At 62.0% G+C, this 24,581-nt stretch carries 23 protein-coding genes; 10 read left to right on the top strand and 13 right to left on the bottom strand.

The window, feature by feature from the left end; translation table 11 throughout:
* Positions 1 to 3: 3 nt before the first annotated feature.
* From AO064_RS23940 to AO064_RS23930, 3 genes are read right to left on the bottom strand one after another with little or no spacing between them, the layout of a single operon-like run.
* On the bottom strand, positions 4 to 330 hold the full coding sequence (locus AO064_RS23940) for a DUF3325 domain-containing protein (protein ID WP_064054839.1): 327 nt from the start codon (positions 328 to 330) through the stop codon (positions 4 to 6).
* Complete coding sequence (locus AO064_RS23935; RefSeq protein WP_064054838.1) at positions 331 to 1,905, bottom strand: PepSY-associated TM helix domain-containing protein; 1,575 nt, start codon at positions 1,903 to 1,905, stop codon at positions 331 to 333.
* On the bottom strand, positions 1,902 to 2,204 hold the full coding sequence (locus AO064_RS23930) for a DUF3649 domain-containing protein (RefSeq protein ID WP_064054837.1): 303 nt from the start codon (positions 2,202 to 2,204) through the stop codon (positions 1,902 to 1,904). Before AO064_RS23930 ends, AO064_RS23935 begins: the two co-directional genes overlap by 4 nt.
* A 170-nt stretch (positions 2,205 to 2,374) precedes the next feature.
* Between AO064_RS23930 and AO064_RS23925 the strand changes: the two genes are divergently transcribed.
* From AO064_RS23925 to fecA, 3 genes are all read left to right on the top strand, one after another.
* Complete coding sequence (locus AO064_RS23925) at positions 2,375 to 2,863, top strand: sigma-70 family RNA polymerase sigma factor (RefSeq protein ID WP_043204827.1); 489 nt, start codon at positions 2,375 to 2,377, stop codon at positions 2,861 to 2,863.
* Positions 2,860 to 3,801, top strand: a complete 942-nt coding sequence (locus AO064_RS23920; protein WP_064054836.1) for a FecR domain-containing protein — start codon at positions 2,860 to 2,862, stop codon at positions 3,799 to 3,801. The genes AO064_RS23925 and AO064_RS23920 overlap by 4 nt, the downstream gene beginning before the upstream one ends.
* A gap of 91 nt (positions 3,802 to 3,892) precedes the next feature.
* Positions 3,893 to 6,229 carry a TonB-dependent Fe(3+) dicitrate receptor FecA gene (gene fecA, locus AO064_RS23915; RefSeq protein WP_064054835.1) on the top strand — a complete coding sequence of 779 codons (2,337 nt, stop codon included), beginning with the start codon at positions 3,893 to 3,895 and terminating at the stop codon, positions 6,227 to 6,229.
* Between the two features lie 191 nt (positions 6,230 to 6,420).
* Here the strand turns inward: fecA and AO064_RS23910 are convergent, their stop codons facing one another.
* Positions 6,421 to 7,332: a LysR family transcriptional regulator gene (locus AO064_RS23910; protein WP_012722382.1), complete on the bottom strand. Its 912-nt coding sequence runs from the start codon at positions 7,330 to 7,332 to the stop codon at positions 6,421 to 6,423.
* Positions 7,333 to 7,439: 107 nt separating this feature from the next.
* Between AO064_RS23910 and AO064_RS23905 the strand changes: the two genes are divergently transcribed.
* Entirely contained in the window at positions 7,440 to 8,954 is a 1,515-nt protein-coding gene (locus AO064_RS23905; protein WP_064054834.1) for an MFS transporter, read from the top strand.
* Between the two features lie 59 nt (positions 8,955 to 9,013).
* On the opposite strand, the gene AO064_RS23900 is transcribed toward AO064_RS23905, so the two are convergent.
* A complete protein-coding gene (locus AO064_RS23900; RefSeq protein ID WP_012722380.1) occupies positions 9,014 to 9,424 on the bottom strand; it encodes an HPF/RaiA family ribosome-associated protein in 411 nt (136 codons plus the stop codon).
* A gap of 213 nt (positions 9,425 to 9,637) precedes the next feature.
* Positions 9,638 to 10,585: a LysR substrate-binding domain-containing protein gene (locus tag AO064_RS23895; RefSeq protein ID WP_012722379.1), complete on the bottom strand. Its 948-nt coding sequence runs from the start codon at positions 10,583 to 10,585 to the stop codon at positions 9,638 to 9,640.
* A gap of 137 nt (positions 10,586 to 10,722) precedes the next feature.
* On the opposite strand from AO064_RS23895, the gene AO064_RS23890 reads away from it, so the two are divergent.
* The 3 genes from AO064_RS23890 to AO064_RS23880 all read left to right on the top strand — a co-directional run bounded on the left by AO064_RS23890 (position 10,723) and on the right by AO064_RS23880 (position 14,061).
* Positions 10,723 to 12,099 (top strand): L-serine ammonia-lyase, encoded by a 1,377-nt coding sequence (locus tag AO064_RS23890; protein WP_046034377.1) that lies wholly within the window; start codon positions 10,723 to 10,725, stop codon positions 12,097 to 12,099.
* A 62-nt stretch (positions 12,100 to 12,161) separates the two neighbouring features.
* Positions 12,162 to 13,448 (top strand): serine/threonine transporter, encoded by a 1,287-nt coding sequence (locus tag AO064_RS23885; protein WP_064054833.1) that lies wholly within the window; start codon positions 12,162 to 12,164, stop codon positions 13,446 to 13,448.
* A 298-nt stretch (positions 13,449 to 13,746) separates the two neighbouring features.
* Complete coding sequence (locus AO064_RS23880) at positions 13,747 to 14,061, top strand: DUF3509 domain-containing protein (RefSeq protein WP_012722376.1); 315 nt, start codon at positions 13,747 to 13,749, stop codon at positions 14,059 to 14,061.
* Here the strand turns inward: AO064_RS23880 and AO064_RS23875 are convergent.
* A complete protein-coding gene (locus AO064_RS23875) occupies positions 14,058 to 14,546 on the bottom strand; it encodes a phosphate-starvation-inducible protein PsiE (RefSeq protein WP_012722375.1) in 489 nt (162 codons plus the stop codon). The two genes, AO064_RS23880 and AO064_RS23875, sit on opposite strands and share 4 nt — an antisense overlap.
* 372 nt (positions 14,547 to 14,918) lie before the next feature.
* Here AO064_RS23875 and AO064_RS23870 point away from each other — a divergent pair, with 372 nt between their 5' ends.
* Complete coding sequence (locus AO064_RS23870; RefSeq protein ID WP_012722374.1) at positions 14,919 to 15,179, top strand: YebG family protein; 261 nt, start codon at positions 14,919 to 14,921, stop codon at positions 15,177 to 15,179.
* Between the two features lie 54 nt (positions 15,180 to 15,233).
* Here AO064_RS23870 and AO064_RS23865 read toward each other — a convergent pair whose 3' ends face one another.
* Positions 15,234 to 16,253, bottom strand: coding sequence for a Glu/Leu/Phe/Val dehydrogenase family protein (locus tag AO064_RS23865; protein WP_043204825.1), 1,020 nt, complete (start codon positions 16,251 to 16,253; stop codon positions 15,234 to 15,236).
* Positions 16,254 to 16,440: 187 nt separating this feature from the next.
* Here AO064_RS23865 and AO064_RS23860 point away from each other — a divergent pair, with 187 nt between their 5' ends.
* A complete protein-coding gene (locus tag AO064_RS23860) occupies positions 16,441 to 17,244 on the top strand; it encodes a SirB1 family protein (protein ID WP_012722372.1) in 804 nt (267 codons plus the stop codon).
* Positions 17,245 to 17,284: 40 nt separating this feature from the next.
* Here the strand turns inward: AO064_RS23860 and AO064_RS23855 are convergent, their stop codons facing one another.
* The 4 genes from AO064_RS23855 to hmgA form a co-directional block, all read right to left on the bottom strand.
* Complete coding sequence (locus AO064_RS23855) at positions 17,285 to 18,655, bottom strand: MFS transporter (protein WP_064054832.1); 1,371 nt, start codon at positions 18,653 to 18,655, stop codon at positions 17,285 to 17,287.
* Positions 18,656 to 18,925: 270 nt separating this feature from the next.
* Positions 18,926 to 19,561 (bottom strand): maleylacetoacetate isomerase, encoded by a 636-nt coding sequence (gene maiA / locus AO064_RS23850; protein WP_064054831.1) that lies wholly within the window; start codon positions 19,559 to 19,561, stop codon positions 18,926 to 18,928.
* 12 nt (positions 19,562 to 19,573) lie between these two features.
* Positions 19,574 to 20,860 carry a fumarylacetoacetase gene (gene fahA / locus AO064_RS23845; RefSeq protein WP_064054830.1) on the bottom strand — a complete coding sequence of 429 codons (1,287 nt, stop codon included), beginning with the start codon at positions 20,858 to 20,860 and terminating at the stop codon, positions 19,574 to 19,576.
* Between the two features lie 4 nt (positions 20,861 to 20,864).
* Positions 20,865 to 22,148, bottom strand: coding sequence for a homogentisate 1,2-dioxygenase (gene hmgA / locus AO064_RS23840; RefSeq protein WP_064054829.1), 1,284 nt, complete (start codon positions 22,146 to 22,148; stop codon positions 20,865 to 20,867).
* A gap of 120 nt (positions 22,149 to 22,268) precedes the next feature.
* Between hmgA and AO064_RS23835 the strand changes: the two genes are divergently transcribed.
* Entirely contained in the window at positions 22,269 to 23,048 is a 780-nt protein-coding gene (locus tag AO064_RS23835) for an IclR family transcriptional regulator (protein ID WP_064054828.1), read from the top strand.
* Position 23,049: 1 nt separating this feature from the next.
* On the opposite strand, the gene dacB is transcribed toward AO064_RS23835, so the two are convergent.
* Complete coding sequence (gene dacB / locus AO064_RS23830) at positions 23,050 to 24,507, bottom strand: D-alanyl-D-alanine carboxypeptidase/D-alanyl-D-alanine endopeptidase (protein WP_064054827.1); 1,458 nt, start codon at positions 24,505 to 24,507, stop codon at positions 23,050 to 23,052.
* Between the last annotated feature and the right edge of the window lie 74 nt (positions 24,508 to 24,581).

The raw sequence follows: 24,581 nt of genomic DNA, 5'->3' as shown, positions 1-24,581 counted from the left end.
GGCTCAAAGGGTGGCAAACGCCGCAACCGGGCTGGCCAGCAGGCCGACGCCTGCCAGGATCAAGGCCAGCCTTGGCCGATACGGCAACAACAGCACCAACAGCAGCGCGCTGAGCATCAACACGGCGCACCACTCCACCAGGCCCTGCCCCCAACCGACGACACTCACCGCCGGCCAGATCGACAGCGTCAGCAGCAACCAGCCGGTCACACGCAACCCCAGGCGCCGCCGGGGCGAGGGTTTGCTGTGCAGCAGCTCGCCGTGGTGACGGTCAGTGGACAAGCACAGTGCCGTGAACCCGGCGTAGCACATCAGCAGAGCGAGCAGCATTCAGTTCGTCTCCTGCTTGAGCGTCAACGGACGTGCGCGTTCAGCCTTGGGCACAGGCGCGGTGCGATGCTGCATCTTCCAGGCGGCCCAGGCGAGAAACACTCCGCTGGCCAGGCAAGTCAGGTCGAAGCCGGCCATGGCCCAATCGCCAGTGGCCAGCGAAACGCCAAGGTGGTGCGAGGTCGTCAACGCATTGAGCAGCGGAATGGCGATAAACAGCAGCGCGCCGACGCTTAACTGCTCGACCCAACCCTGTCGCCCGCGCCGCAGGATGGCGTGCAACAGGCTCAGGCCCCAGGCGATAAAGAAGGTTTGCACTTCCCAGTCGGAACGCTCGGCGAAGCTCACCGGTAGCAGACGGTTCGCCCAGAAAAACACCGCGATGGCGATCATCAGCCCGGACATGCTGGCGATGTTGAGTACTTCCACCAAGCGCAATTCAAACGGCATGACCGCGGCTTTAGCATGTTTGAGCTGGCGCTTGCCGAGCCAGATCACCAGCCCGGTGCCGATCATCGCCGTGCCCGCCAAGCCACAGATAAAGTACAACCAGCGCAGGACCGGACCGGCGAAATGGCCCATGTGCAGGCCATAGAAACTGCCGCCGATGGCCGCCGGCAGTGACTGCTCGCCACTCACCCGCAACAGCTCACCGGTGCTGCCGTTGAAGGAAACGGTGCTGCCGAAATCGTGCACCACGCTGTCGGAACCTGCGCGGAACACATTGACCGAGGCGTTTACATCGCTGGGATTATTCACCGCCACGCGCCCCACATGCCCACCGTTCCACTGCGCCCGTGCCTGTTCGTACATCGGCACCAGCGGCCGCAATGTGCCTGGCTGGCCCAAGGCCGGCGCGTTGTTGGTGTTGGGGAACACCTCGCTGAAAAAGGCGCGGGTGTCGTTGCCATAAGAAGCCAGGATCGGCGCCGGCATCACCATGCTCATGAAGATCACCAGGCTGCTGTAGGTAATCATCAAATGGAATGGCAGCACCAGCACGCCCACCGCGTTATGCCCGTCGAGCCAGGAGCGTTGGCCTTTGCGGGGGCGGAAGGTGAAGAAGTCCTTGAAGATTTTCTTGTGGGTGATGATGCCGGTGATCAGCGCGACAAACATCACCATCGCGGCAATGGTCGACAGCCAACGGCCCCACGGGTGAGGCATCTGCAGCTGGAAATGGAAGCGATAGAAGAACTCGCCGCCCATGCTTTCACGGGCCTGCACGGCCTGGCCGCTGACCGGGTCGAGGGTTTTCTGGATGAAATTACCGCGCTTGCCGGGGTCGACCTTGTCTTGCCACATCACCGACAGGCCGGGGTCGCGGCTGTCGGGCAAGGTGATGAACCAGCGCGCGGCATTCGGTGCCTGCTGCTGCAGATACGCCTGTGCCACCGTGAGGCTGCGCGTGTCGTCGAGCGGATGGGCCTGTACTTCAGGCTGCATCCAATGACTGATTTCGTCCTTGAAATACGCCAAGGTGCCGGTCAGGAAAATCGCAAACAGCAGCCAGCCAAAGATCAGCCCAGCCCAGGTGTGCAGCCAAGCCATGGCCTGGCGAAAGCCCTCTTTCATGTGCGTGCCATCCAGAACCCCACACCCGCCAGCGTGGCGAAAGCCCCGCTCGGCAGCATCACACCCAACCAGGCGCGCGCGGCACTGCGGCAGGCGAAACACCAGAGCACGGCCAGCAGATAGAACACGAACGAACTCATCATCCCGGTGATCACTGCGTCAGCACGGGAAATAGGCATCCACAGCGCCAGGCAGATACTGGCCAGGGAAGCCATCAGGTACCCCCCCAACACGGCAGCCAGCACGCGCGAGGTCACAGCAAGACGATAGGAGACAGGCAGCGAGGTTTTGCTTTTCATGCGGGAAGCGCCAGGTTCATCAGCACGCAATATTAATGATAAATATTCTCATAAGCAAAACAGAACGGATGAATCACCTGCGCAGGTGGATTGCCGAAGCCGCTCACGCACCCTACAATGCGAACAATTCTTGTTCTCTAAAGCATGGCGATGCTTGTGGAGTGTCCCCGTTGAGCCCGTCCAACACCGTCGAAGTTTTGTACAACGACCACCACCGCTGGCTCACCGGCTGGTTGCGACGCAAGCTCGGCTGTCCGGAAAGTGCCGCCGACCTGGCACAGGACACCTTCATTCGCGTGCTCACCGCACGGGAAACGCCCCCGTTGATCGAGCCCCGTGCGTTCCTCACCACCGTCGCCAAGCGCGTGCTGTTCAACTTCTACCGCCGCCAGGACCTGGAACGCGCCTACCTCGACGCCTTGGCGCACATGCCCGAGCACGTCGCGCCGTCGGAAGAAGAACGCGCAATCATCCTGCAAACCCTGGTGGAGCTGGATCAGCTGCTCGACGGCCTGCCCGTGCAGGTCAAACGCGCTTTCCTGCTGGCCCAGCTGGATGGCCTGACCTACGCACAAATCGGCGCTGAACTGGGCATCTCCATCGCCACCGTCAAACGCCACCTGAACAAAGCGGCCATGCGCTGCTATTTCGCCCTATGAATTTTTCCACTCAAGTCGCCGAACAAGCCGTGCACTGGCTGATGGAAATGCAGCAAGGCGCGCTCAACCCTCGCCAGCAAGCGGCCTGGCAGCAATGGCTGAACGCCCACAGCGAACACCAGCGCGCGTGGGACCATATGCAGCGCGTGAATCAGCGCCTGCGCGGCATGCCCTCGCCCCTGGCCCATGCCGCATTGAATGCGCCGACCTCCACCAGCCGCCGCCAGGCCCTCAAGTTACTGCTGGTCCTCGGTGCCGGTTCGGCCGCCGCCTGGAGCCTGCGCCAGCAACATATCCTGCCGCCGCTGACCGCCGACTATCGCAGCCCCGTCGGCCAGCGTCGCAAGGTGCAATTGGCCGATGGCAGCCAATTGCAGCTCAATACCGGTAGCGCGGTGGACGTGCACTTCGATGGCCGGCAGCGGCTGATCCGCCTGCTTGAAGGCGAGATCCTGCTGACCAGCCTCGCAGGCAATACGCCGCTGAATGTCTTGACCGGCCAGGGCCTGCTCACCAGCCAGGCGGCGCGCTTGAATGTGCGCCAGTTCAACGATCACACCCAACTGACGGTCTTCGATGGCCGCGCCGAGGTGATGCCCAACACCTACAGCGGCCTGCCGCTGACGGTCGAGGCTGGGCGCCAGGTCAACTTCACCCGCAAAGGCTGGGACACCCCGCGCCCCACCGACGCCAACAGCGGCGCCTGGGCCGACGGCATGCTGGTCGCATCCCACATGCGCCTGGAAGATTTCCTCGGCGAACTGGGCCGTTATCGTCGTGGCCAGGTCAATTGCGACCCACAGGTGGCCAACCTGCTGATCTCCGGCAGCTACCCGCTGGATGACAGCGAACGCATTCTCGACCTGCTGGAAGTGAGCCTGCCGGTGAAAGTAAGGCGTTTTACGCGGTATTGGGTGACAGTGCAGGCACGCGCCTGAGATTAATTTCAAAAACGATGAGCCGTTTTCCACCCCTCGCGTGACAGAGAAGGAAAGCCACCTTGATCCTTCCTTCTCAGGACCGCTGTTCATGCCCCAGCAACCGACGCTTCTCGCCCGCACCTTGCGCCAACTCCTACTCGGCGCCAGCCTGAGTCTTACCGTACTGCCGCCGGTGATGGCGGCCGATGCCAAGCCGTATCACATCGCCCCGACATCGCTGGAAGCTGCGCTGAACCAGTTTGGCCGCGAAGCGGGCGTGCTGATTTCCTTCGGTTCCGAGGTTACGGCGGGTAGACAGAGCCGTGGCCTGTCCGGCAATTACAGCGCCGCAGACGGCCTGCAAAAACTGCTGGAAGGCACCGGCCTGCAAGCCCGCGCCGAGGGCGACAATGCCTACAGCCTGCAACCGGTCACGGCACCGGCCAGTATCGAATTGGGCACGTCCAGCGTGGTCGGCGACTGGCTCGGCGATGCGGCGCAAACCAACGTATTCGAACACCCAGGCGCCCGTGATGTGATCCGCCGCGAAGAGTTCGAGCGTCAGGGTGCGACCCAGGCCAAGGACGTGCTTAACCGCATCCCCGGCGTCAACGCACCGGACAACAACGGCACCGGCAGCCACGACATGGCGCTTAACTTCGGCATTCGCGGCCTCAACCCGCGCCTGGCCTCGCGCTCCACGGTGTTGATGGACGGCATCCCGGTGCCTTTCGCGCCTTACGGCCAGCCGCAGCTTTCATTCGCGCCGATCAGCATGGGCAACATGGATGCGGTAGACGTCGTACGCGGCGGCGGCGCTGTGCGCTACGGCCCGCAGAACGTCGGCGGCGTGGTCAACTTCGTGACCCGCGCGATCCCGGATGCGCCCACGGTCAAAGGCGGCCTGCAGACCGAAACCAGCCCGTCCTCCAGCCAGGACGGCTTCAAGACCACCGGCAACCTGCTCGCCGGCGGCACCGCCGATAACGGCCTGGGCGGCGCGCTGCTGTACTCCGGCACCCGAGGCGGCGACTGGCGCGAGAACAGCAACACGCGCATTGACGACTTGATCCTCAAGGGTAAATACCAGCTCGATGATGCCAACAGCTTCAACGCCATGGCGCAATACTACGAAGGCCAGGCCGATATGCCCGGTGGTTTGAACGTCGCGGACTACAAGGCCGATCCGTATCAGTCCACCCGTCCCTACGACAAGTTCTGGGGCCGCCGTACGATGTTCAACGTCGGCTATCGCTATGAGCAGGACCGTCGCGAATTCACCGTAAACAGCTTCTTCACCAAGACGCTGCGCAGCGGCTACCTCGACCAAGGCACGTTCCTGTCGCTGTCCCCGCGCGAGTACTGGGTGCGCGGCTTGGAAACGCGCTTCGCCCAAGGCTTTGACCTGGGCCCGACCAGCCACGAAGTGGGCGTCGGCTACCGTTACATCAACGAGGCCGGCCACGAACTGCGCTACCGCACGCCGATTGCCGCCAACCAGCAAATCCCCACCACCGACAGCCGCAATGACCGCGACACCCGTGGCGGCACCGAGGCCAATGCTTTCTTCATCGATGACCGGATTGATATCGGCAAGTGGACCATCACCCCGGGCATTCGCTACGAGATGATCGAGTCCCAGCAAACCAACAACCTGAGCAACGTTAAATACAAGGGTGACTACAACACCGCGCTGCCGGCACTGAACGTGCTCTATCACCTCACCGACGACTGGAACCTCTACGCCAACACCGAAGGTTCGTTCGGTAGCGTGCAGTACAGCCAGATGCCCAACCGTGTGACCAGCGGCGAAGTCAAACCGGAAAAAGCGCGGACCTGGGAACTCGGCACACGCTACGACAACGGCAGCCTGCGCGCGGAAATCGGCGCGTTCCTGATCAACTTCGACAACCAGTACGAAAGCAACCAGACCAATGATTCGGTGATTGCCCGTGGTGAGACCCGTCACCAGGGCATCGAATCCAGCATCAACTACGCCCTCGACGGCTTGAGCCCGGCGCTGGCAGGGTTCGATGTGTATGCCAGCTACGCTTACGTGGACGCCACCATCCGCGAAGACGGCCCGAACAAAGGCAACCGCGTGCCCTTCTCGTCAAAACACAAGGGCACCCTCGGCGTGGGCTACACCGAAGGCCGCTGGAAGCTCAACCTGGACAGCAGCTACCAGAGCAGCCAGTTCGCCGACAACGCCAACACCCAGGCCGAAAGCGCCGACGGTGCGAACGGGCGCATCCCCGGCTACATGCTGTTCAGCAGCCGCGCCGCCTACGACTTCGGCCCGCAGCTGTCGGATCTGAACGTGGCGGTGGGAGTGAAAAACATCTTCAACAAGCAGTACTACACACGTTCATTCGACGATAACAACAAAGGCAAATACGTCGGTGAGCCACGCACGGTGTATGTGCAGACCTCCATCGCGTTCTAACGGCTCGAGCCACAAATAACCTGTGGTGAGTGGGCCTGCTGTGGTGAGAGGCCTGTTGTGGTGAACGGGCTTGCCCCGCGCCGGGTTGCGCAGCGACCCTGAAAAATGGGCCTGCTACGCAGTCCAGCGCGGGGCAAGCCCGCTCACCACAACAAGCCCGCTCACCACAATGCCTATGTTCATCCTGAGTTCTAACTGCCCGCCAGGCACGAGGGCGTGCCGGCCACCAACGCGTCGATGGCACAGCGCGTCTTGGCCGGCATGTGCGCCGCCGTGGGCCAGATCACGTGGATCGGCGAGGGCTGCTCGCAGTAACCAGGCAGTACCGCTTGCAACTGACCGCGCAGCGCATAGTGGGCGATCAGCCAACTGGGCAACCAGGCCAGGCCCACGCCCGCGATGGCGGCATCGGCCACGGCCTGGAGGTCATCCATCATCAGCGGCGAGGCCACCCGCGCACGGTGTGGGCGGCCCTGCTCGTCATTGAGCGCCCACTCCAGGCGCGGGGCACTGCAGCGATAAGCAATGCCCCGATGCCCGGCCAGGTCCTCGATGCGCTCTATTTGACCCACGCGCTGCAAGTACGCCGGTGACGCCGCCAGGCCAATCGCCTGCTCGCCCAGGCGACGGGCGCTCAAGCGGTCGGTGTCGGGCAGCGCGCCGATGCGTACCGCCAGGTCGAAGCCTTCCTGGGCAACGTCGATCAGCCGGTCAGAGAAAGAAATCTCGATCTCCAATTCGGCAAATCTATCCATCAACCCCCATAGCGCAGGCGCCGCATAGTGGTGCCCGAACGCTAATGGCAGGCTGGCCCGCAACCGCCCGCGGGGTTGTTGCCGTCCGCTTTCCAGCACGGATTCGGCGGCCTCAAGTTCCGCCAGCGCCCGCAGGCAATGCTCGTAATAGGCCTGCCCGTCCTCGGTCAACCGTTGGCGACGGGTAGAGCGCTGTAACAGGCACGTGCCCAGGCGGGCCTCAAGTCGCGCCAAGCCCTTGCCGACTGCCGAGCGCGTCACATTCAGCCGCTCGGCGGCTTCGGTCAGGTTGCCGCTCTCGACGATCTGCAGAAAGAGTTCAACGCCATCAAAACGTGGAGTGGTCATGGGCTCGATTGTCGCTCCTGATTCCCGTATTAATGGAAAACTTATCACGAATAAAGAACCAGATTCCCCTGAAAATAACCCGATCCCCCAACGACAGGAGAGTCCCCATGCCACCCGCTGCCACGTTATCGGTCGCCAGCCCACCGCGCACCGCCAAAAATGGTCTCGCGCTGACCGCCGTGTGCCTGGTCGCCCTGATGTTCGGCCTGGAAATCTCCAGCGTGCCGGTCATCCTGCCCACCCTTGAAAGGGAACTGGGCACCGGCTTCCAGGACGCCCAATGGATCATGAATGCCTACACCCTGGCCTGCACCAGTGTGTTGATGGCGGCCGGCACCCTGGCCGATCGCTTTGGCCGCCGACGCATGCTGGTGCTGTGCCTGTGGCTGTTCGGGCTAGCGTCCCTGGCCTGTGGACTGGCGGAGCAGGCTTCGACGCTGATCGCCGCGCGTTTCGTCCAGGGCATCGGCGCCGGGGCGATGATGATTTGCCAGTTCGCGATTTTGTCGCACTTGTTCCGCGAACCGGCAGCGCGGGCGCGAGCATTCGCGATCTGGGGCGTGATTGCCGGCGTGGGCCTGGGCTTCGGGCCGATGGTGGGCGCGTTGATCCTGGCGGTGGCGGATTGGCGCTGGGTGTTTCTCGTGCACGTGCCACTCACGGTGTTCACCCTGGTGCTGCTGCACGTCAGCGTGCAGGAGTCCCGCGACCCGGCAGGCAATCGCCTGGACATCGCCGGCATGCTCACCTTGACGCTGTCGGTGTTCGCGCTGGTCTACTTCATCACCCAAGGCACCGAACACGGCTTTGGCACCCCGGCCATGCTCGGCTGGGCGGGCCTGGCAGTGGCCGCACTGCTGCTGTTCATCGTTGTTGAACGGCGCAGCGCCCACCCGATGTTTGATTTCTCGGTGTTCCGTATCCAGCGCTTCAACGGCGCGTTGATGGGCTCGATCGGCATGAACTTCAGCTTCTGGCCGTTCATGATCTACCTGCCGCTGTATTTCCAGGCCGGCCTGGGCTACGACACCTTGACCACCGGCGGCGCCCTACTCGCCTACACCTTGCCGACACTGCTGGTGCCGCCACTGGCCGAACGCCTGGCCCTGCGCTACGGCGCCGAACGCATTATCCCTCTTGGGTTAGGTTTGATGGGTGCAGGTTTCTTGAGCATGGCCGCTGCAAACGCTGCCGCGCAGCCAAGCATCGTGCTGGTGCTGAGCAGTTGCATCGCGGCCGGTGTGGGATTGGCGCTGACCAACTCCCCCACCACCAACACCACCACCGGTTCAGTCTCGGCCGACCGCGCAGGCATGGCCTCGGGCATCGACCTCAGCGCGCGGCTGATCACCCTCGCGCTCAACATCGCGTTGATGGGGTTGGTGCTGTTGCTGGGGATCAGCCATCAACTGGCTGCTGTATTGCCCGAAAGCACAGCGCTGGATTGGGCGGCCATCAGCCAGAACATTGCGGCGGGCAAACTGGCTTCATCGATGGACCTTAGCGTCACCGATGCCCAGGCAGCCCTGCGCCATGGCGTCGGCTGGGCCATGCTCTTCGCGGGAGGGGGGGCGTGTGGGTTGGCGTGGTTGAGCAGGTCTTTCTTCCGGCGCGGACACTAAACGAAAACGGGCCTGCAATGGCAGGCCCGTTCAGTGGGGGATGAAAGAACTCTCAGTGATCAGCTGTTAAACACAGCACGTTCTTTTTCCAGAAACTCCTGTTCAAGCTCATCTTCGTTAACCTTGGTGTCCGACAGACTTTTCCCGGCAGCGCGTGGCTTGCCTTGCAGTCTGCCAAACAGATGTTCCAACGCATGGTCCAGCTTGGTCGCCGCACCGTCGATCGCCTGTTCCAGGGTATCGGCCTTGTGCAGTACCGACAGCGGTTGATGGCCTTTTGGCCGTGCTTCCAGGCGGCAACTTAAATCGTGGGGACCGGGCTTGTCGCCGTTCTCATCCCGCAGGTAGACCTCCACGCGGGTCAGGTCTTCTTCGTAACGTTCGAGCGTGCTCTCAATGGTAGTACGTACCCACTCCTCCAGTCGGATGCTGCTTTCAATATGGTTATCGCTATTGACTTGGATTTGCATAGTTCTTCCCTTATTTCAGCTAGCTCGCGAGAGGTCACAAACTGCAACACCGGGGTGGTGAAACCATGACCTCTTGATTACACAATTGAGCAGTCCGAAGAACAATTCAACCCCTTTGCAAAGATAAATCCCACATTACAAATTAAGTCTGACGACAAGCAAAAACGCTGTTAGGGTGGGGAGTTGGTTACATCTTCTTACGCTCAGCCAACCTTACAATTGCCCCTCTCCCAACGGGTGCAACCCGCGGAAAATCCCCGCTTCCTCCACCAGCCAATCATGCACCGCGCGCACGCCCGGATGGCTCAGTGCACCCGGCGCATAGAGCAGCACGTAGCGTTTGTGGTTGGGCACGGCCAGGCCGAACGGCACGATCAAGGTGCCGCGCTCCAATTCATCGTTGAGCAAGGTGCGCCGCGCGATGGCCACGCCCATGCCGGCAATGGCCGCCTCGATGGTCAGGTGGTTGCGATTGAACGTATGCCCACGGCGCACGTCGGCGTCGTGATAGCCGATGGCATTCAGGTAGAACTCCCACTCTGCGTACTCATAACTCCCACGCCAGGCGGTAATGTCGTGCAGCAACGGGAAATGCACCAGGTCGGCCGGGCCATGCAACGGTGGCCTGCCGCGTAGAAGGCTCGGGGCGCACACCGGGAAGATCTGCTCGTCGAGCAAGGCTGTGGATAACAGGCCGGGGTAGCTGCCGTCGTTCAAGTCGATGGCCAGGTCAAAATCGCCCTCATGCAGAGCGATGCTGCTGTCCTCGGCAACCATGCGCAATTGGATATCCGGAAAGCGTTGCTGCAAGCGCGGTAAACGCGGGGTCAGCCACTTGCCGAGAAACGACGGGATCGAACGCAGCCGCAACGTGCCGCTGATCATCCCCGCGTCCAAGCGCTGCAGTTCAGCATCGATGCTGCCGTAGGCCTCACCCACCGTCGTCGCCAAACGCTGCCCCTCGGCACTCAGCTCTACCCCGCGCGCGCGTCGATGAAACAAACGGAAACCCAATCGCTCCTCCAACTGGCGGATCTGCTGGCTCACCGCACCCGGCGTGATGTGCAGTTCTTCGGCGCAACGCGTAAACGACAAATGCCGCGCAGCGCAGGAAAAAACGTGCAGCCAGACATACGTCTGGCCATGAAGGGGCCGGGTCATAGCGTTTAGTCCTGCTAAAGGGTGTCTTAGGATAATTCGTTGGTCAGTGCCGATCCAGAGGCTCAGTATCGCGCCAATTCCGCTCGCTCTACAAAACATGGCAGCGATTTCTACTCCATTGCTTGTAAGGCTTTAGCATGGCTATCAGCGTTTTTGATCTATTCAAAGTGGGCATTGGCCCCTCCAGCTCCCACACCGTCGGCCCCATGCGGGCGGCGGCGACCTTCGCCCAAGCCCTGATCGACCAACAATTGCTGACCGATACCCGCCGCGTGGAAGTGCGCCTGTACGGCTCACTGTCCGCCACCGGTGTCGGCCACGCCACCGACCGCGCCTGCGTGATGGGGCTGATGGGCGAATGGCCGGATCAGGTTGATCCGAGCTCGATCAATCCCCGCATCCAGCAATTGCACGAGTCCGGCCGTCTGCTACTCGCAGGCACACAAGACATTGCCTTCAACTGGCACACAGACCTCCTGCTGCTGGACGAGAGCCTGCCCTACCACCCCAACGCCATGTCCCTGCACGCCTATGGCGAAAATGGCCTGTTGAGTGAGCAAACCTATTACTCGGTGGGCGGCGGTTTCATCATCGAAGCGGCAGAAGCCGCTTCCGGCATTGCGCCGACCAGCGATGTTGATTTGCCCTACGACTTTTCCAGCGCCGTGGAGCTGCTGGCCTTGTGTAACAAGCATGGCTTGCGGGTTTCCGAACTGATGATGGCCAACGAACGCGCTTGGCGCAGCGACGCCGACATCCGCAGCGGCCTGCTGCATATCTGGTCGGTGATGCGCGAATGCGTGGAGCAAGGCCTGCGCGATGAAGGCATCCTGCCAGGTGGCCTGGACGTGCCACGCCGCGCGGCAAAACTGCACCGCAGCCTGCTGGAAATCGGCAAGCCGAATGTGATCACTTCAACCTTGTCGGCGATGGAATGGGTCAACCTCTTCGCCCTCGCCGTCAACGAGGAAAATGCCGCCGGCGGGCGCATGGTGACTGCGCCGACCAATGGCGCCGCCGGGATCATCCCGGCCGTGCTGCATTACTACATGAAGTTCAACGCCGACGCGTCTGACGACGACGTAGTCAATTTCTTCCTGGCCGCTGCTGCCGTCGGCATTCTCTGCAAGAAAAATGCCTCGATCTCCGGTGCCGAAGTCGGCTGCCAGGGCGAGGTCGGTTCGGCCTGCGCCATGGCCGCTGCGGGGTTGGCCGACATCCTCGGCGCCACCCCCGAGCAATTGGAAAACGCCGCCGAAATCGGCCTGGAGCACAACCTCGGCCTCACCTGCGACCCGGTCGGCGGCCTGGTGCAAGTACCGTGCATCGAGCGCAACGCCATCGCGGCGGTCAAGGCGATCAACGCCACGCAAATGGCCCTGCGCGGTGACGGCAAACACTTCATTTCCCTCGACCGGGTGATCCGCACCATGCGCGATACCGGTGCCGACATGCATGACAAATACAAAGAAACTTCACGGGGCGGCCTGGCGGTCAGCTGGGTGGAGTGCTGATCGGAGCACTGCTACCCGCCCCAAACGTGAGCCCGCGCAAAAATAATAACGAGGCAATAACGATGACCGATGTACGTACACCTGCTGCCGAAAATCCTGTTTCAGACAACACCGTGACCACCGGCTGGACCCAACACGACACCACCTGGATGCTGGGCCTCTACGGCACCGCCATCGGTGCCGGCACCCTGTTCTTGCCGATCAATGCCGGCGTCGGCGGTTTCTGGCCGCTGATCGTGCTGGCACTGCTGGCCTTCCCCATGACCTTCTTCGCCCACCGTGGGCTGACGCGTTTTGTGCTGTCGGGCAAATCCGGCGACATCACTGAAGTAGTCGAAGAACACTTCGGCGTCGGCGCCGGCAAGCTGATCACCCTGCTGTATTTCTTTGCGATCTTCCCGATCCTGTTGGTGTACAGCGTGGCGCTGACCAACACCCTCGGCAGTTTCATGGAACACCAACTGCACATGGCCCCACCACCTCGGGCGATCCTGTCGCTGGTGCTGATCCTCGGACTGATGGCCATTGTGCGCTGCGGCCAGGGCGTGATCGTCAAGGCCATGAGCGTGCTGGTGTACCCGTTCGTGGCCGCCCTGTTGCTGCTGGCCGTGAGCCTGGTCCCCAACTGGAACGGTGCGTTCTTCGCCTCTGCCAGCGAGGGCATGCCGCTGCCGATGTTCTTCAAGACCTTGTGGCTGGCGATCCCGGTCATGGTGTTTTCGTTCAACCATTCGCCGATCATCTCCGCGTTCGCCGTCGACCAGAAACGCGTGTACGGCTCGCAGGCCGAGCGCAAAAGCAGCGGCATCCTCGCCACCGCCCACGGCATGATGGTGCTGACCGTGATGTTCTTCTGCTTCAGTTGTGTACTGGCGCTGTCGCCGGCCGACCTGGCAGCGGCCAAGGCCCAGAACATCTCGATCCTGTCGTACCTGGCCAACCACTTCCAGACCCCGGTGATCGCCTACGCCGCGCCGTTGATCGCGCTGGTGGCCATCACCAAATCCTTCCTCGGTCACTACATCGGCGCGAGCGAAGGCTTCCAAGGCCTGATCGTCAAATCCCTGCGCGGGCGTAACCGTTCGATGTCGTCCAAATGGCTGGAACGCTGCACCGCGCTGTTTATGGTGCTGACGTGCTGGGCCGTGGCGACTTTCAACCCGAGTATCTTGGGCATGATCGAGACCATGGGCGGGCCGATCATCGCGTGCCTGCTGTTCTTGATGCCGATGTACGCGATCCGCCGCGTGCCCTCTCTGCACCAGTACTCGGGTCAGCTGTCGAATGTGTTTGTGGTGGTGATTGGGTTGATTGCGCTGTCTGCGATCGTTTTCTCGGTACTGCCCTGAAACAGGTCACCGACTTCAAGAACAACCCAAAACAACGGTGGGATCGGGCTTGCCCCTGATGGCGGTGTGTCAGCCAATGAATGCTCGGCGGAAAGACTGCTATCGGGGGCAAGCCCCCTCCCACATTGGAGTCGCACTGTCTGAAAGATCTCTGTACGGCACGCCCCTTGCTGTACAGCATTGAAGCAAACGGATCTTGTGAAGCTTCAGCGACGGAGTGGCCGGTGGTCAGGAGACGCGAACTAAACCCGACACCGGTCGTCAATGACTGCATGTTCTTATCAGGCGGTAACGCACCATGGACAATCCTTTTCAGATCATCACCGACACGTTCACGCCAGAATATCGTGTCAACTTGAGCATCCAACGGCTGGACGGCAGCATCATGCTGACCCTCTCCAACGAGCAAGGTGTGGTAGCCAAACGCATGATCAGCGCCGAACAACGCAATGATCCAAAGCGGCTGAAGCGTCTGGTGCAGAGTATCCAATTCGGCATCGCCATCGAGCAGGGTCACAGCGCCATGGAAATCCTGGCGGTGATGACGGATGGCGATCACAAAGTGCTACAGCGCCCGCCCAACCGCCCCCTGCCCTTCAGTGTCGGGCTTTAAAGCTCACCCTTCTCGGTTTCCAGGCTCGCTTCGCCCTTGCGGCGCGGGCCTTCTACCTTCACGGAGGGGAACGACGACGACGCATAGCGCACCACCAGGATCGCAAACGCCAAGAGCAGAATCCCGCCGCACAGGTAGATGATGCCAATGTCGGGTGGATTGTGGTGGGACACGTTGGAAATCAGCAGGCGCGTCAGCGCGGTGATTGCCACGTAGATCAGAAAGCGCACGGGCATGTGGTTGGTCTTGAAATAAATCCCGACCATCGCGCCCAATTCCAGGTAGATGAACAGCAGCAAGATGTCATCAATCTTGATGTGCCCGTTCTCGAGCATCCCCAGAAACTCCATCACCGCTGCCCAGGCGGTCACCGCACCAATGGCGAACAACGCCAGGTAGTGGAACGACTCGACAAACAGATTGCCCAGGGACTCAGCCAGACCATGTACTTGCTGGCGCAGCCTTTCGGCCCAATTGATTTTCACGATGATGCTTCCTTAGGTCGACTCGACCGGATAATGCGGGTTGGACGTGACGGTTGTTCTGCATGCAGAAAAAAGGCCAGGGCAGGGAACTGAGATGGTGGCAGCATGACATGAGACACAGATTCATTAAGTGGCACATAACCTGTGGCGAGGGAGCTTGCTCCCGTTGGGGGTCACATTGAAGAGGGTGTCACCGTAGGATTACCCGGCAACCTCGCCGTGTTGTCAGAAATTTCCGTTGTAGCAAACCTCTATTTCCCGACTACATTAAAAAACTGCTACCCAAACCCCACCGTTTGGCTTACTCTTTTCACTGTATATGAATACAGTAGTAGCAAAAGACAACTATCGTGAAGGCATGTGAGGTGGTGAATGGCCGTCGAAGTGGTATACCGCAGCAGCCGAGATCTGGAGCGTTTGTTCATGGATAAAGCCGAAGCTGACCGTCATGACAAGATGCTTGAACTCGCTGAGTTGCTGGCAGAAGTGTTGCAAAAAGCCGTGCCGTCCTTGAGCGAGCAGCAGGTGGAAGAAGCCGGGATCTACATGGCGAAGAACCGCGATGTATTTGCCAAGGCGTTCAAGAGTCAGCCGGACGCGTTGTCCGAGTTGCTGAACGCACCGGCGGAATAAAGCCCGAATTGAACAGGCCCTGAATCATCGATTCAGGGCCTTTTTAATAACCGGCTATTGGTAAAGCAGGCGCTCGGCCAATTCATCCGCGACCCGTGCGGGCGAGCGTTTTTCGGCTTGGGCGTGGGCGAAGATTTCCGTGAGGCGCGTGCCGATGTTGGACAAGTGCGCGGTGATGGTCGGCAGTTCTGCCCCGCTGTGTTTGAGCGCGACGTAGATCAGGCCGCCCGAGTTGATGACGTAGTCAGGGGCGTAGAGGATGCCGCGTCCTTCCAGTTGGTCTGCCACTTGCAGGTTGGTCAATTGCGCACTGGCGGAACCGGCCACGGCAGCGCAGCGCAGTTGGCCGACGCTCTGGCGGTTGAACACGGCCCCGAGGCCGCAGGGCGCGAGGATGTCGCACGGGGTGCTGAGCAAGGCGTCGTTGGCGATGGGGTGCGCGCCCAGTTGCTCCATGGCCAACTGCACCTTGCCGTGGTCGATGTCGCTGACCAGCAGTTCGGCACCCGCGGCGTGCAGTTGTTCGGCCAGGGCGTAACCGACGTTACCGAGGCCCTGGATGGCGACGCGCAAACCTTCAAGGTTGTCGCTGCCCAGGCGGGCCATGGCGGTGGTGCGGATGCCGGCGAAAACGCCCATGGCGGCATGGGGCGAAGGGTCGCCTGCCGCGCTGGTGCTGGTGACGAAGCGGGTGTGCTGGGCGATGCAGTCCATGTCGGCCACCGAGGTGCCGCTGTCGGTGGCGGTGATGTAGCGGCCGTCGAGTTGCTCGATACAACGGCCGAATGCTTCAAACAGTGCCGCGCGGTTTTCCACATGGCCGGGGCGCAGGATCACCGCCGTACCGCCGCCCACCGGCAAACCGGCCAATGCCGCCTTGTAGCTCATGCCTTGGGCCAGGCGCGCAGCGTCGGCCACGGCACTTTCGTCGTCGGGGTAGGAGAGATAGCGACAACCGCCGAGAGCAGGCCCCAGGCGGCTGTTATGGATGGCGATGACCGCCTTCAGCCCGGTGGCCGGGTCGACGCTCAAGTGCAGCGATTCAAGGCGGGTGCTGTGCATGAGAGCAAACATCGTCAAGCTCCCGAATCACTTCTGGTAGTGGGCCAAGTATAGGCTTGCGGCAGAAACCTGCCGAAATACGCTGGAATAAGCCGCTCGATTTCGCAGGCCTTGCGACATAAGCGCACAGGTTATCGCCTAAGCCACTGGACGAAAATTCCCAGCAAGGCTAAAACGGGGGCATCCGCCGGAGAATGCAATGAACCCCCGCAAAGCTTTTTTTGCCTGCCTGGAACGCTCCCCCCCTGCGCTGTTTGAAGCCGCGCTGTGGATCGCCGCCGAGCATGACCCGGCAGTGCAGCCATTGCTGATCCTGCAGGAGCTGACGTTGCTGCAACAGCAGGTGAGCCTCGGCATGCCCATGGTGCCGGCGGATGAACTGGGCCAGACGTTGTTGCGGCGCATGAATGACTTGGGGTTTGCCCAGGATGAGTTCACGCCACTGCGCCCCGCTGCCGCGCTGCTGGACAAAGTCTTGCAGCGCAAACGCGGACAACCCCTGGCCATGGGGCTGATCGCCCTTGAGTTGGCACGACGCCTGGATATCCCCATGGTCGGCGTGAATTTTCCCGGCCACTTTCTACTGCGGGTCCCCGGCGCCGATCACCTTCTGGACCCGTGCGGCGGCCGGCGCCTGTACCCCAATGATTGCCGTGACCTGCTGCAACGCCAATACGGCCCCAACCTCAAGTTGCAGGCCGACCACCTGCACACCGCCGATCCACGTTCGATCCTGCAGCGGCTGTCACGCAACCTGCGGCAATTGCACCTGGCCAACGACGCCCCGCTTGAAGCCTTGGTCGACGCCGAGCGCGTGCTGGAGCTGGGCAATGCCAGCGCCGCCGATTACCTGGCACGGGCCAGCCTGTACCAGCGCCTGGACTGCCCCAACGCCGAGCGTTTTGACTTGGAACACGCGCTGATGCTCAGCGAAGACCCGATCCAACGCCTGCGCCTGACCGAGCGCCTGGGGCATTTGCCGCCCAATTCAGTGGTGCACTGACGCCCGATTCTCGAGCGCTTCCACGCTGATTGACGCTGGCTCAGTGATTGCCCGGCGCCTTGAGAATATCGCCCGGCAGCGAGGCGTTCGGCCTCACACCGCCAGGCGAGCGCACCCGGATAATCAACAACGCCGCGATCACCGCCGGTATCGCGCAAAAGAAGAAAATCTGCTCCACCGGGATATGCATCGCCAGCAGTATGCTGCCAAACAGCGGCCCCAGGATCGAGCCAAACCGCCCCACGCCCAACGCCCAGCCCGTTCCGGTAGCGCGTACGTGCGCCGGGTAGAAATTGCTGGCAAAGGCGTTGAGGGTCAGCTGACCACCGATGATGCAAAACCCTGCCGCAAACACACAGGCCACCAGGTAGCGCGGGTTGTCATGGTTGAGACCGAGCAGAATGGTGCACACCGCCGCCGTCGCCATCACGCCGGACAGGAGGCGCACTTTGCTTTGCAAGCGGTCGGCGAACCAGGCCATGCCGATGGCCCCCAAGGTGCCGGCGAACAGGAACATCGACGTCACCAGGTTGGCTTCTTTCAACGCCAGCCCGCTTTCCAACAGCAGCGACGGCAACCAACTGATCATGAAATACAGCAGGATCAAGCTGACAAAAAAGGTCGCCCAGATCAGCAACGTCGGACGCGCATAGCCATTGCGGAACAACTCCACGACGGTCAGTTTGCTGCCCTGCTCCTGCTGGTTCTCGGCCTCGCTCGCAGGCGGCGCTTGCCAGCCGGGCAACATGCGTGACGTCACGGCCTGCAGCCGCGCATACGGCGGCGCATCTCGCAGCAAGCGCGGCAAGGATTCCGGCAACCACCGCACAAGAAACGGGAACAACAGCAGCGGCGTTACGCCACCTGCCAGAAACACTGCCTGCCACCCGAAGCCTTCGATAAACCCCGCCGCCACAAACCCACCCGCTGCCCCACCAAACGAGAAGCCACAGGCCGCCAGGGTCACCATCAACGTGCGCAGGCGCGGTGGGGAGTAGTCCGACATCAACGCCATGGCACTGGGCATGGCGCCCCCCATGCCGATACCGCAGATAAACCTGGCTTCCATCAAGGTGGTCAGTGAGTGGGCGAACACCATCAGCACCGTGAGGCTGGCGTAGATCAGCACGCAGCCAAGCAGGATGCGTCGTACGCCAAAGCGATCCGCCAATGGCGTGACCAGTAGCGAACCCAAGGTCAGCCCAAGCAGGTTGGCGCTGAACACCGGCCCAAATGCGGCCTTTTCCAGCCCCCAATCCTGAGCCAACGCTGGAACTACATACCCCAACACCTGGGCGTCATAGCCATCCGTCACCAGCAACAGTGCCAGCAACAGAAGAATCATCCACTGGTAGCGCGAGACCGGACGAGCGTCGAGTGCCGCGCGAAAGCTGGCAATTTGATTGTGCATCGCAAAGTACCTGTTATTTTTATAAGGGTGGCGCAGGTCAAAATGTGGGAGGGGGCAAGCCCTAATGCCAGTCAGTTCAGGGCAAACACTGTACCTGTGGCGAGGGAGCTTGCTCCCGTTGGACTGCGCAGCAGTCCCAGTCTTTTGAAACAAAGAGCTGGGGCCGCTTCGCGGCCCAACGGGAGCAAGCTCCCTCGCCACAGGTTATTTTTTGCCCTTTCTACGTCTTAACTGACTGGCATTAGGGCAAGCCCCCTCCCACATTGGGTCCTAAGGCGTGTCAGGTTGTTTGGCGGGGTGTGCCTGCACAAATGCCGGATGCTGTGCCGCCAACGCCGCCACCCGTCCGATGCGCAGGTACGCCGCCAATGGCACCTTGAAGCGCTCGGCCGCATACAACTGCGGAATCAGGAACGCGTCGGCCAGCCCCGGCTGGTCGCCGAAGCAATACCCCTGATCGCCGATCAAGTGTTCCACCGCGCCCAATCCCTGGCTGACCCAATGGCCAATCCATTCCAGCACCTTTGCCTCGTCATGCCCCCACTGACGCAGCAGGTTCTGGGTACTGGAGTTGTGCAGCGGGTGAATATCGCAGCCGATGATCGACGCCACCGCACGCGCATGGGCACGGGCCGCAAGGTCGTTGGAGAGCAACGGCACCTGTGGGTAACGCTCCTCCAGGTATTCGATGATCGCCAGCGACTGGATCAACAGCTCACCCTCATCGGTGCGCAAGGCCGGCACACGCCCTTGCGGGTTGATCGCCAAATACTCGGGTTGGCGATTGGCACCGCCCGCCGGCACCAGCAGGTTGACCGGCACGGCAGTGAAATCCAGGCCCTTGAGCGCCAAGGCGATGCGAACCCGGTACGACGCGGTGGAACGGTAGTAGGTATAGAGTTCCATCCCCGTCTCCTCCTAGCGCGCCGCGACCACAGTGCCGCGGCATTCGCCGAAGCCGATGGAGGCAAAACCTTCACGACTGCAGCGAGCGCGCAGGATGACTTCATCGCCGTCTTCGAGGAACTTGCGCACCTCGCCGGAGGGCAATTCGACGGCCTTTTTGCCGCCTTCGGTCATTTCCAACAGGCTGCCGAACTGACCGGCTTGCGGCCCCGACAAAGTCCCCGTACCAAACAGGTCACCGGCCTGCAGCTGGCAACCGTTGACGCTGTGGTGCGCGACCAATTGCGCGGCGGTCCAGTACATATGCAGGCTGTTGCTCAAGGCCAGGCGATAGGCCGGCAGGTTTTGCTCACGCATGGCGGCCGTGGTCAGCAAGACTTCCAATTCGATATCCAGGGCACCCGCTGCCTGGTCGCGCTGATCCAGCAGGTACGACAGCGGCTGCGGGTCACCTTCGGGCCGCGCCGGTTGCGCGGTGCGGAACGGTTCAAGTGCCTCGGCCGTCACCACCCACGGTGAAATGGAGGTGATAAAGCTTTTCGACAGGAACGGGCCCAGCGGCTGGTACTCCCAGGCCTGGATATCCCGTGCCGACCAGTCATTGAGCAGGCAGAAACCGGCGATATGTTCAGCCGCGTCACCAATGGCAATCGAATCGCCCATCTCATTGCCCTGGCCGATCCAGACGCCCAGTTCCAACTCGTAGTCCAGGCGTGCACACGGACCGAAGGTGGGTTCGGCCTGGCCGGCGGGCAAGGTCTGGCCCTTGGGGCGGCGCACATCGGTGCCCGAGGGACGGATGGTCGACGCGCGGCCGTGGTAGCCAATCGGCACGTACTTGTAGTTGGGCAGCAGAGGGTTGTCGGGGCGGAACAGTTTGCCGACGTTCTGCGCGTGCTCGATACCGACGTAGAAGTCGGTGTAGTCATTGATCCGCGCCGGTACGTGCATCTGGCAATCGGCAGCACGGTGCAACACGTGCGCTTCACGCGCCTGCAGTGTGCTGCCTTCGGCCAACAACGTCAGCAAGCGCTCGCGCAAGGCCACGCGCGGGCCACGCCCCAGTTCGAAGAAGGCGTTCAGTTGGCCACCGGCGGTCGCCTCGACGGCGCGACGGGCGTCACCGTCGAACGCATCGATCGCGGCGTGCAGGTCCAGAATCGAGTCGCCAATCGCCACGCCAGCGCGCGGTGCGGAGCCGTTGACGCTGAACACGCCCAACGGCAGGTTCTGCAGCGGAAAATCGGTGTGACCATTCGCGGAGGCCACCCAGCTGCGGGTGAGTGTTGGCTGCGTCATGGGTTTATCTCCGGTTCGGGTTGAAGGTGGCGGGCAACGAGGCCCAGCACGCGTCATAAGAAGGTTGCAGTTGCGGGCAGTCCAAGGCGAACTGGGTCGGGCGAAGCACTTGGCTGGTCTCGAACATAAAGGCCATGGTGTTATCGATCTTGTGCGGCGCCAGCGCCACGTTGATGGCCTTGGTGCAGGTTTCGCCGTCCGGGCCGTGGGCGCTCATGCAGCTGTGCAGCGACGCGCCGCCGGGCACGAAGCCTTCGGCCTTGGCGTCGTAGGCTCCTTGGATCAGGCCCATGTATTCGTTCATCAGGTTGCGGTGGAACCACGGGGGACGGAAGGTCTTCTCGGCCACCATCCAGCGCGGAGGGAAGATCACGAAGTCGAGGTTGGCCAGGCCGTGGGTGCTGGTGGGCGAGGTCAATACCGTGAAGATCGACGGGTCCGGGTGGTCGAAGCTCACGGTGCCTATCGTGTTGAAGCGGCGCAGGTCGTATTTGTACGGCACATTGTTACCGTGCCAGGCGACCACATTGAGCGGGGAATGATCCAGCTCGCAAGCCCAGAGTTCGCCGAGGAATTTCTGTACCAGCGTTGTCGGTTGTTTCAGGTCTTCGTAGTGGGCGACCGGGGTCAGGAAGTCGCGCGGGTTGGCCAGGCCGTTGCTGCCGATGGGCCCCAGGTCCGGCAGGCGCAGTGGGGCACCGTGGTTCTCGGCGACGTAGCCGCGCGCTTGCGCATCCAGCAGTTCGACGCGGAATTTGAGGCCGCGCGGCAGCACGACGATTTCCAGCGGCTCGACTTCCAGCACGCCCAATTCAGTCGCGATACGCAGACGGCCCTGTTCGGGAACGATCAACCATTCGCCATCGGCATTGAAGAACACCCGCTCCATCGAACGATTCGCGCGGTAGTTGTAGATGCTGATACCCGAAGGTTTTTCCGACCCGGAATTAGCGACCATTCCTACAAGCCCATCGACAAAGTCAGTCGGCTCACTTGGAATATCCAACGGGTTCCAGCGCAAGCGATTCGGCGTCACCGCCCCCAACGGCCCACCGACCAACTGCCGTTCAAGCTTGATAAACGCTGGGTGATTGGCCGACGGCTGAATGCGGTACAGCCAGGTGCGCCGGGCTTCGCTGCGCGCCATGGTGAACGCCGTGCCGGAGAACAGTTCGGTATACAGCCCATAGGGCGCTTTTTGTGGGGAGTTCTGGCCGACCGGCAGTGCGCCGACCAGGGCTTCGCTGGCGAACTCATTGCCGAAGCCCGACAGGTATTCGAGGTTCATGGATCATCCTCTGTACGGAAGTTGTTTTTATCGTAATCCAGTTACGCATAACGTAATTTGATCACTGACGACCGTCAAGCTATAAAGACGCCCATTCATCTCTCGGATTCTCGCCCTTCCATGGAAAAGCCCCGCGACACCGGTAAACAGAAAGTCCGCTCGGCCGAAGTGGGCACCGACATCCTCAAGGCCCTGGCCGAACTGTCACCGGCGACCTCGCTTTCACGCCTGGCCGAGCACGTGCAAATGCCGGCCAGCAAGGTGCACCGCTACCTGCAGGCGCTGATCGCCTCAGGTTTCGCCGAACAGAACACCGCCACCAATCACTATGGCCTGGGCCGCGAAGCCTTGCGTGTGGGCCTGGCGGCGCTGGGCAGCATGGACGTGCTCAAGGTCGGCGCGATGCCCCTGGCGGAGTTGCGCGATGAATTGAATGAAACCTGCTTCCTGGCGGTGTGGGGTAACCAGGGCGCGACCGTGGTGCAGATCGAACCGGCGGTGCGTGCGGTGACGGTGGTCACGCAGCTGGGTTCGGTGTTGCCGCTGCTCAGTTCGTCCACCGGGCTGGTGTTCAGTGCGTTCCTGCCGTCGCGGGAAACCGTAGAGCTGCGGGAACGCGAGATCCAGGCCGGCACCGCCCATGCCCTGGCGGACGACCAGGCTTACGCGACCGCCTGCGAACAGATCCGCCGCCGTGGCCTGCACTTTGTGCATGGTCTGCTGATGCCCGGCGTCGATGCGTTGTCGGCGCCGGTGTTCAACGCTGTCGGCCAAGTGGCGGCGGTGATGACCGTGGTCGGCCCCACCTCGTTGTTCCACGCCGATGAAGACGGCCCGGCGGCGCAGCACTTGCTGGCGGCGACCCAGGCCGTGAGTTGGCGGATGGGGTATCAGCCCTGAGCTAGTCGTGCCATTGGCTCAGGGCCAGTGCCACGCGGTTTTCCAGCGCACGGATGGGCGTGGCGTCACTCACGTAGTTATTGCTGATCATTGAAAACACCAGGCGTCGGCCATCGGCGTCGGTGATGTAGCCGCTCAACGAGGAAACCCCGGCCATGGAGCCGGTCTTGGCGTGCAGGTTGTTTTGCGCCGCCGTGCCGCGCAGGCGGTAGCGCAGGCTGCCGCCGGTCATGCGGTCGGGGTCACCGGCGATCGGCAAGGCGTTGTACCAGGCTTCGAACCAGGGCTGCTTGGCTGCGGCCAGCAGCAGGTCGGTCAGGTTCTGCGACGACACCCAGTTACGCCGCGACAGACCTGAACCGTCCACCTGGCTCAGCGTCATCGGGTCCAAACCCTGGCGCCGCATGAAATCCGCGACTGCCGCGACACCGGCCTGCGCCGTACCCGCGTTAGCTGTCTTGCGCCCCATGGCCTTGAGCAACGCTTCCGACATGTTGTTGTTCGACAGTTTGAGCAGCGGCGTGATCAGTTCCTGCAGCGGTGCCGATTGATGCTCGGCCAGCACCCTGGCCGTTGCAGGGCTTGTACCACCGATCATGCGTCGGCCCAGTACCTGGATGCCCTGCTGCGCCAATGCCTGCTCAAACAGATTGGCCACCAGTTGCGTCGGCTCCCACACGCTCACCCACTGCCGGCTTTGTTTGCCTGGCGCCAGCGCACCCGTGAGTTGCAGCAGGTTGGTGCCGTGCTGGCGGGTGATGCCGTAGGTGTTACCGGGACCGCTGACCGCGCGGTTGCTCAATTGCACATAATCGGTGGACGGGCTCACCACCACACTCACCGGCTGGCCAACCGCGACGGGCGCCTTCGCCGTGACGAGTAACGTGCCCGCATCAAAATCCGCATTGGGCGACACGGTCAGCGCCGAAATCTGCGCGCCGTAGTAGGTGCTTTCATCGTCCTGGGCCCAGTCCACGCCCAGCCGTTCGGCGTCGAACCAGGTGTCGTCGAAGACAAGATCGCCTTGGACCTGGCGCACACCTTGCCCCGCCAGTTGTGCCGCCAATGCCTGGTAGTCGGCGAATTGCGTGGTCGGGTCGCCCAAGCCGCGCAAATAGAGGTTGCCGCTGAGGCGCTCGCCCTGCTGGGTGCCGTTACCCAGCAGTTGAGTGGAAAACCGGTACTGCGGCCCCAGCACATCCATCGCCGCCGCAGTGGTGAGCAATTTGAGGTTGGACGCAGGAATGACCCGTGTTCGCGGGTTGTGTTGGTAGAGCGTGCTGCCGCTGCGGGCGTCACGCACCATCAGGGAGACGGTGGCGCCGTTGAGCGCCGGGTCGGCCATCAGGTGATCGAGGGTGGCTGGGGTGGAGGGCTGGGAAACACTCGCGCAGCCCCCCAGCAAAAGGCTCAAGCCAACCAGCATGCCGCGGGTGTGTAAGCATTTTCCAAAGTACATCAGTAGCGTTGTCCGCAAAGCTGTCAGTGGCGGCAACGCTACCAGCTCCCTCCCCCTGTGGCGAGCGGGCTTGC

Origin of the sequence: Pseudomonas marginalis, from assembly GCF_001645105.1 — a bacterium.
Lineage (GTDB): Bacteria > Pseudomonadota > Gammaproteobacteria > Pseudomonadales > Pseudomonadaceae > Aquipseudomonas > Aquipseudomonas petroselini.
The sequence above is the reverse complement of the archived record's forward strand: the minus strand, read 5'-3'. Positions and strand labels throughout refer to the sequence as shown.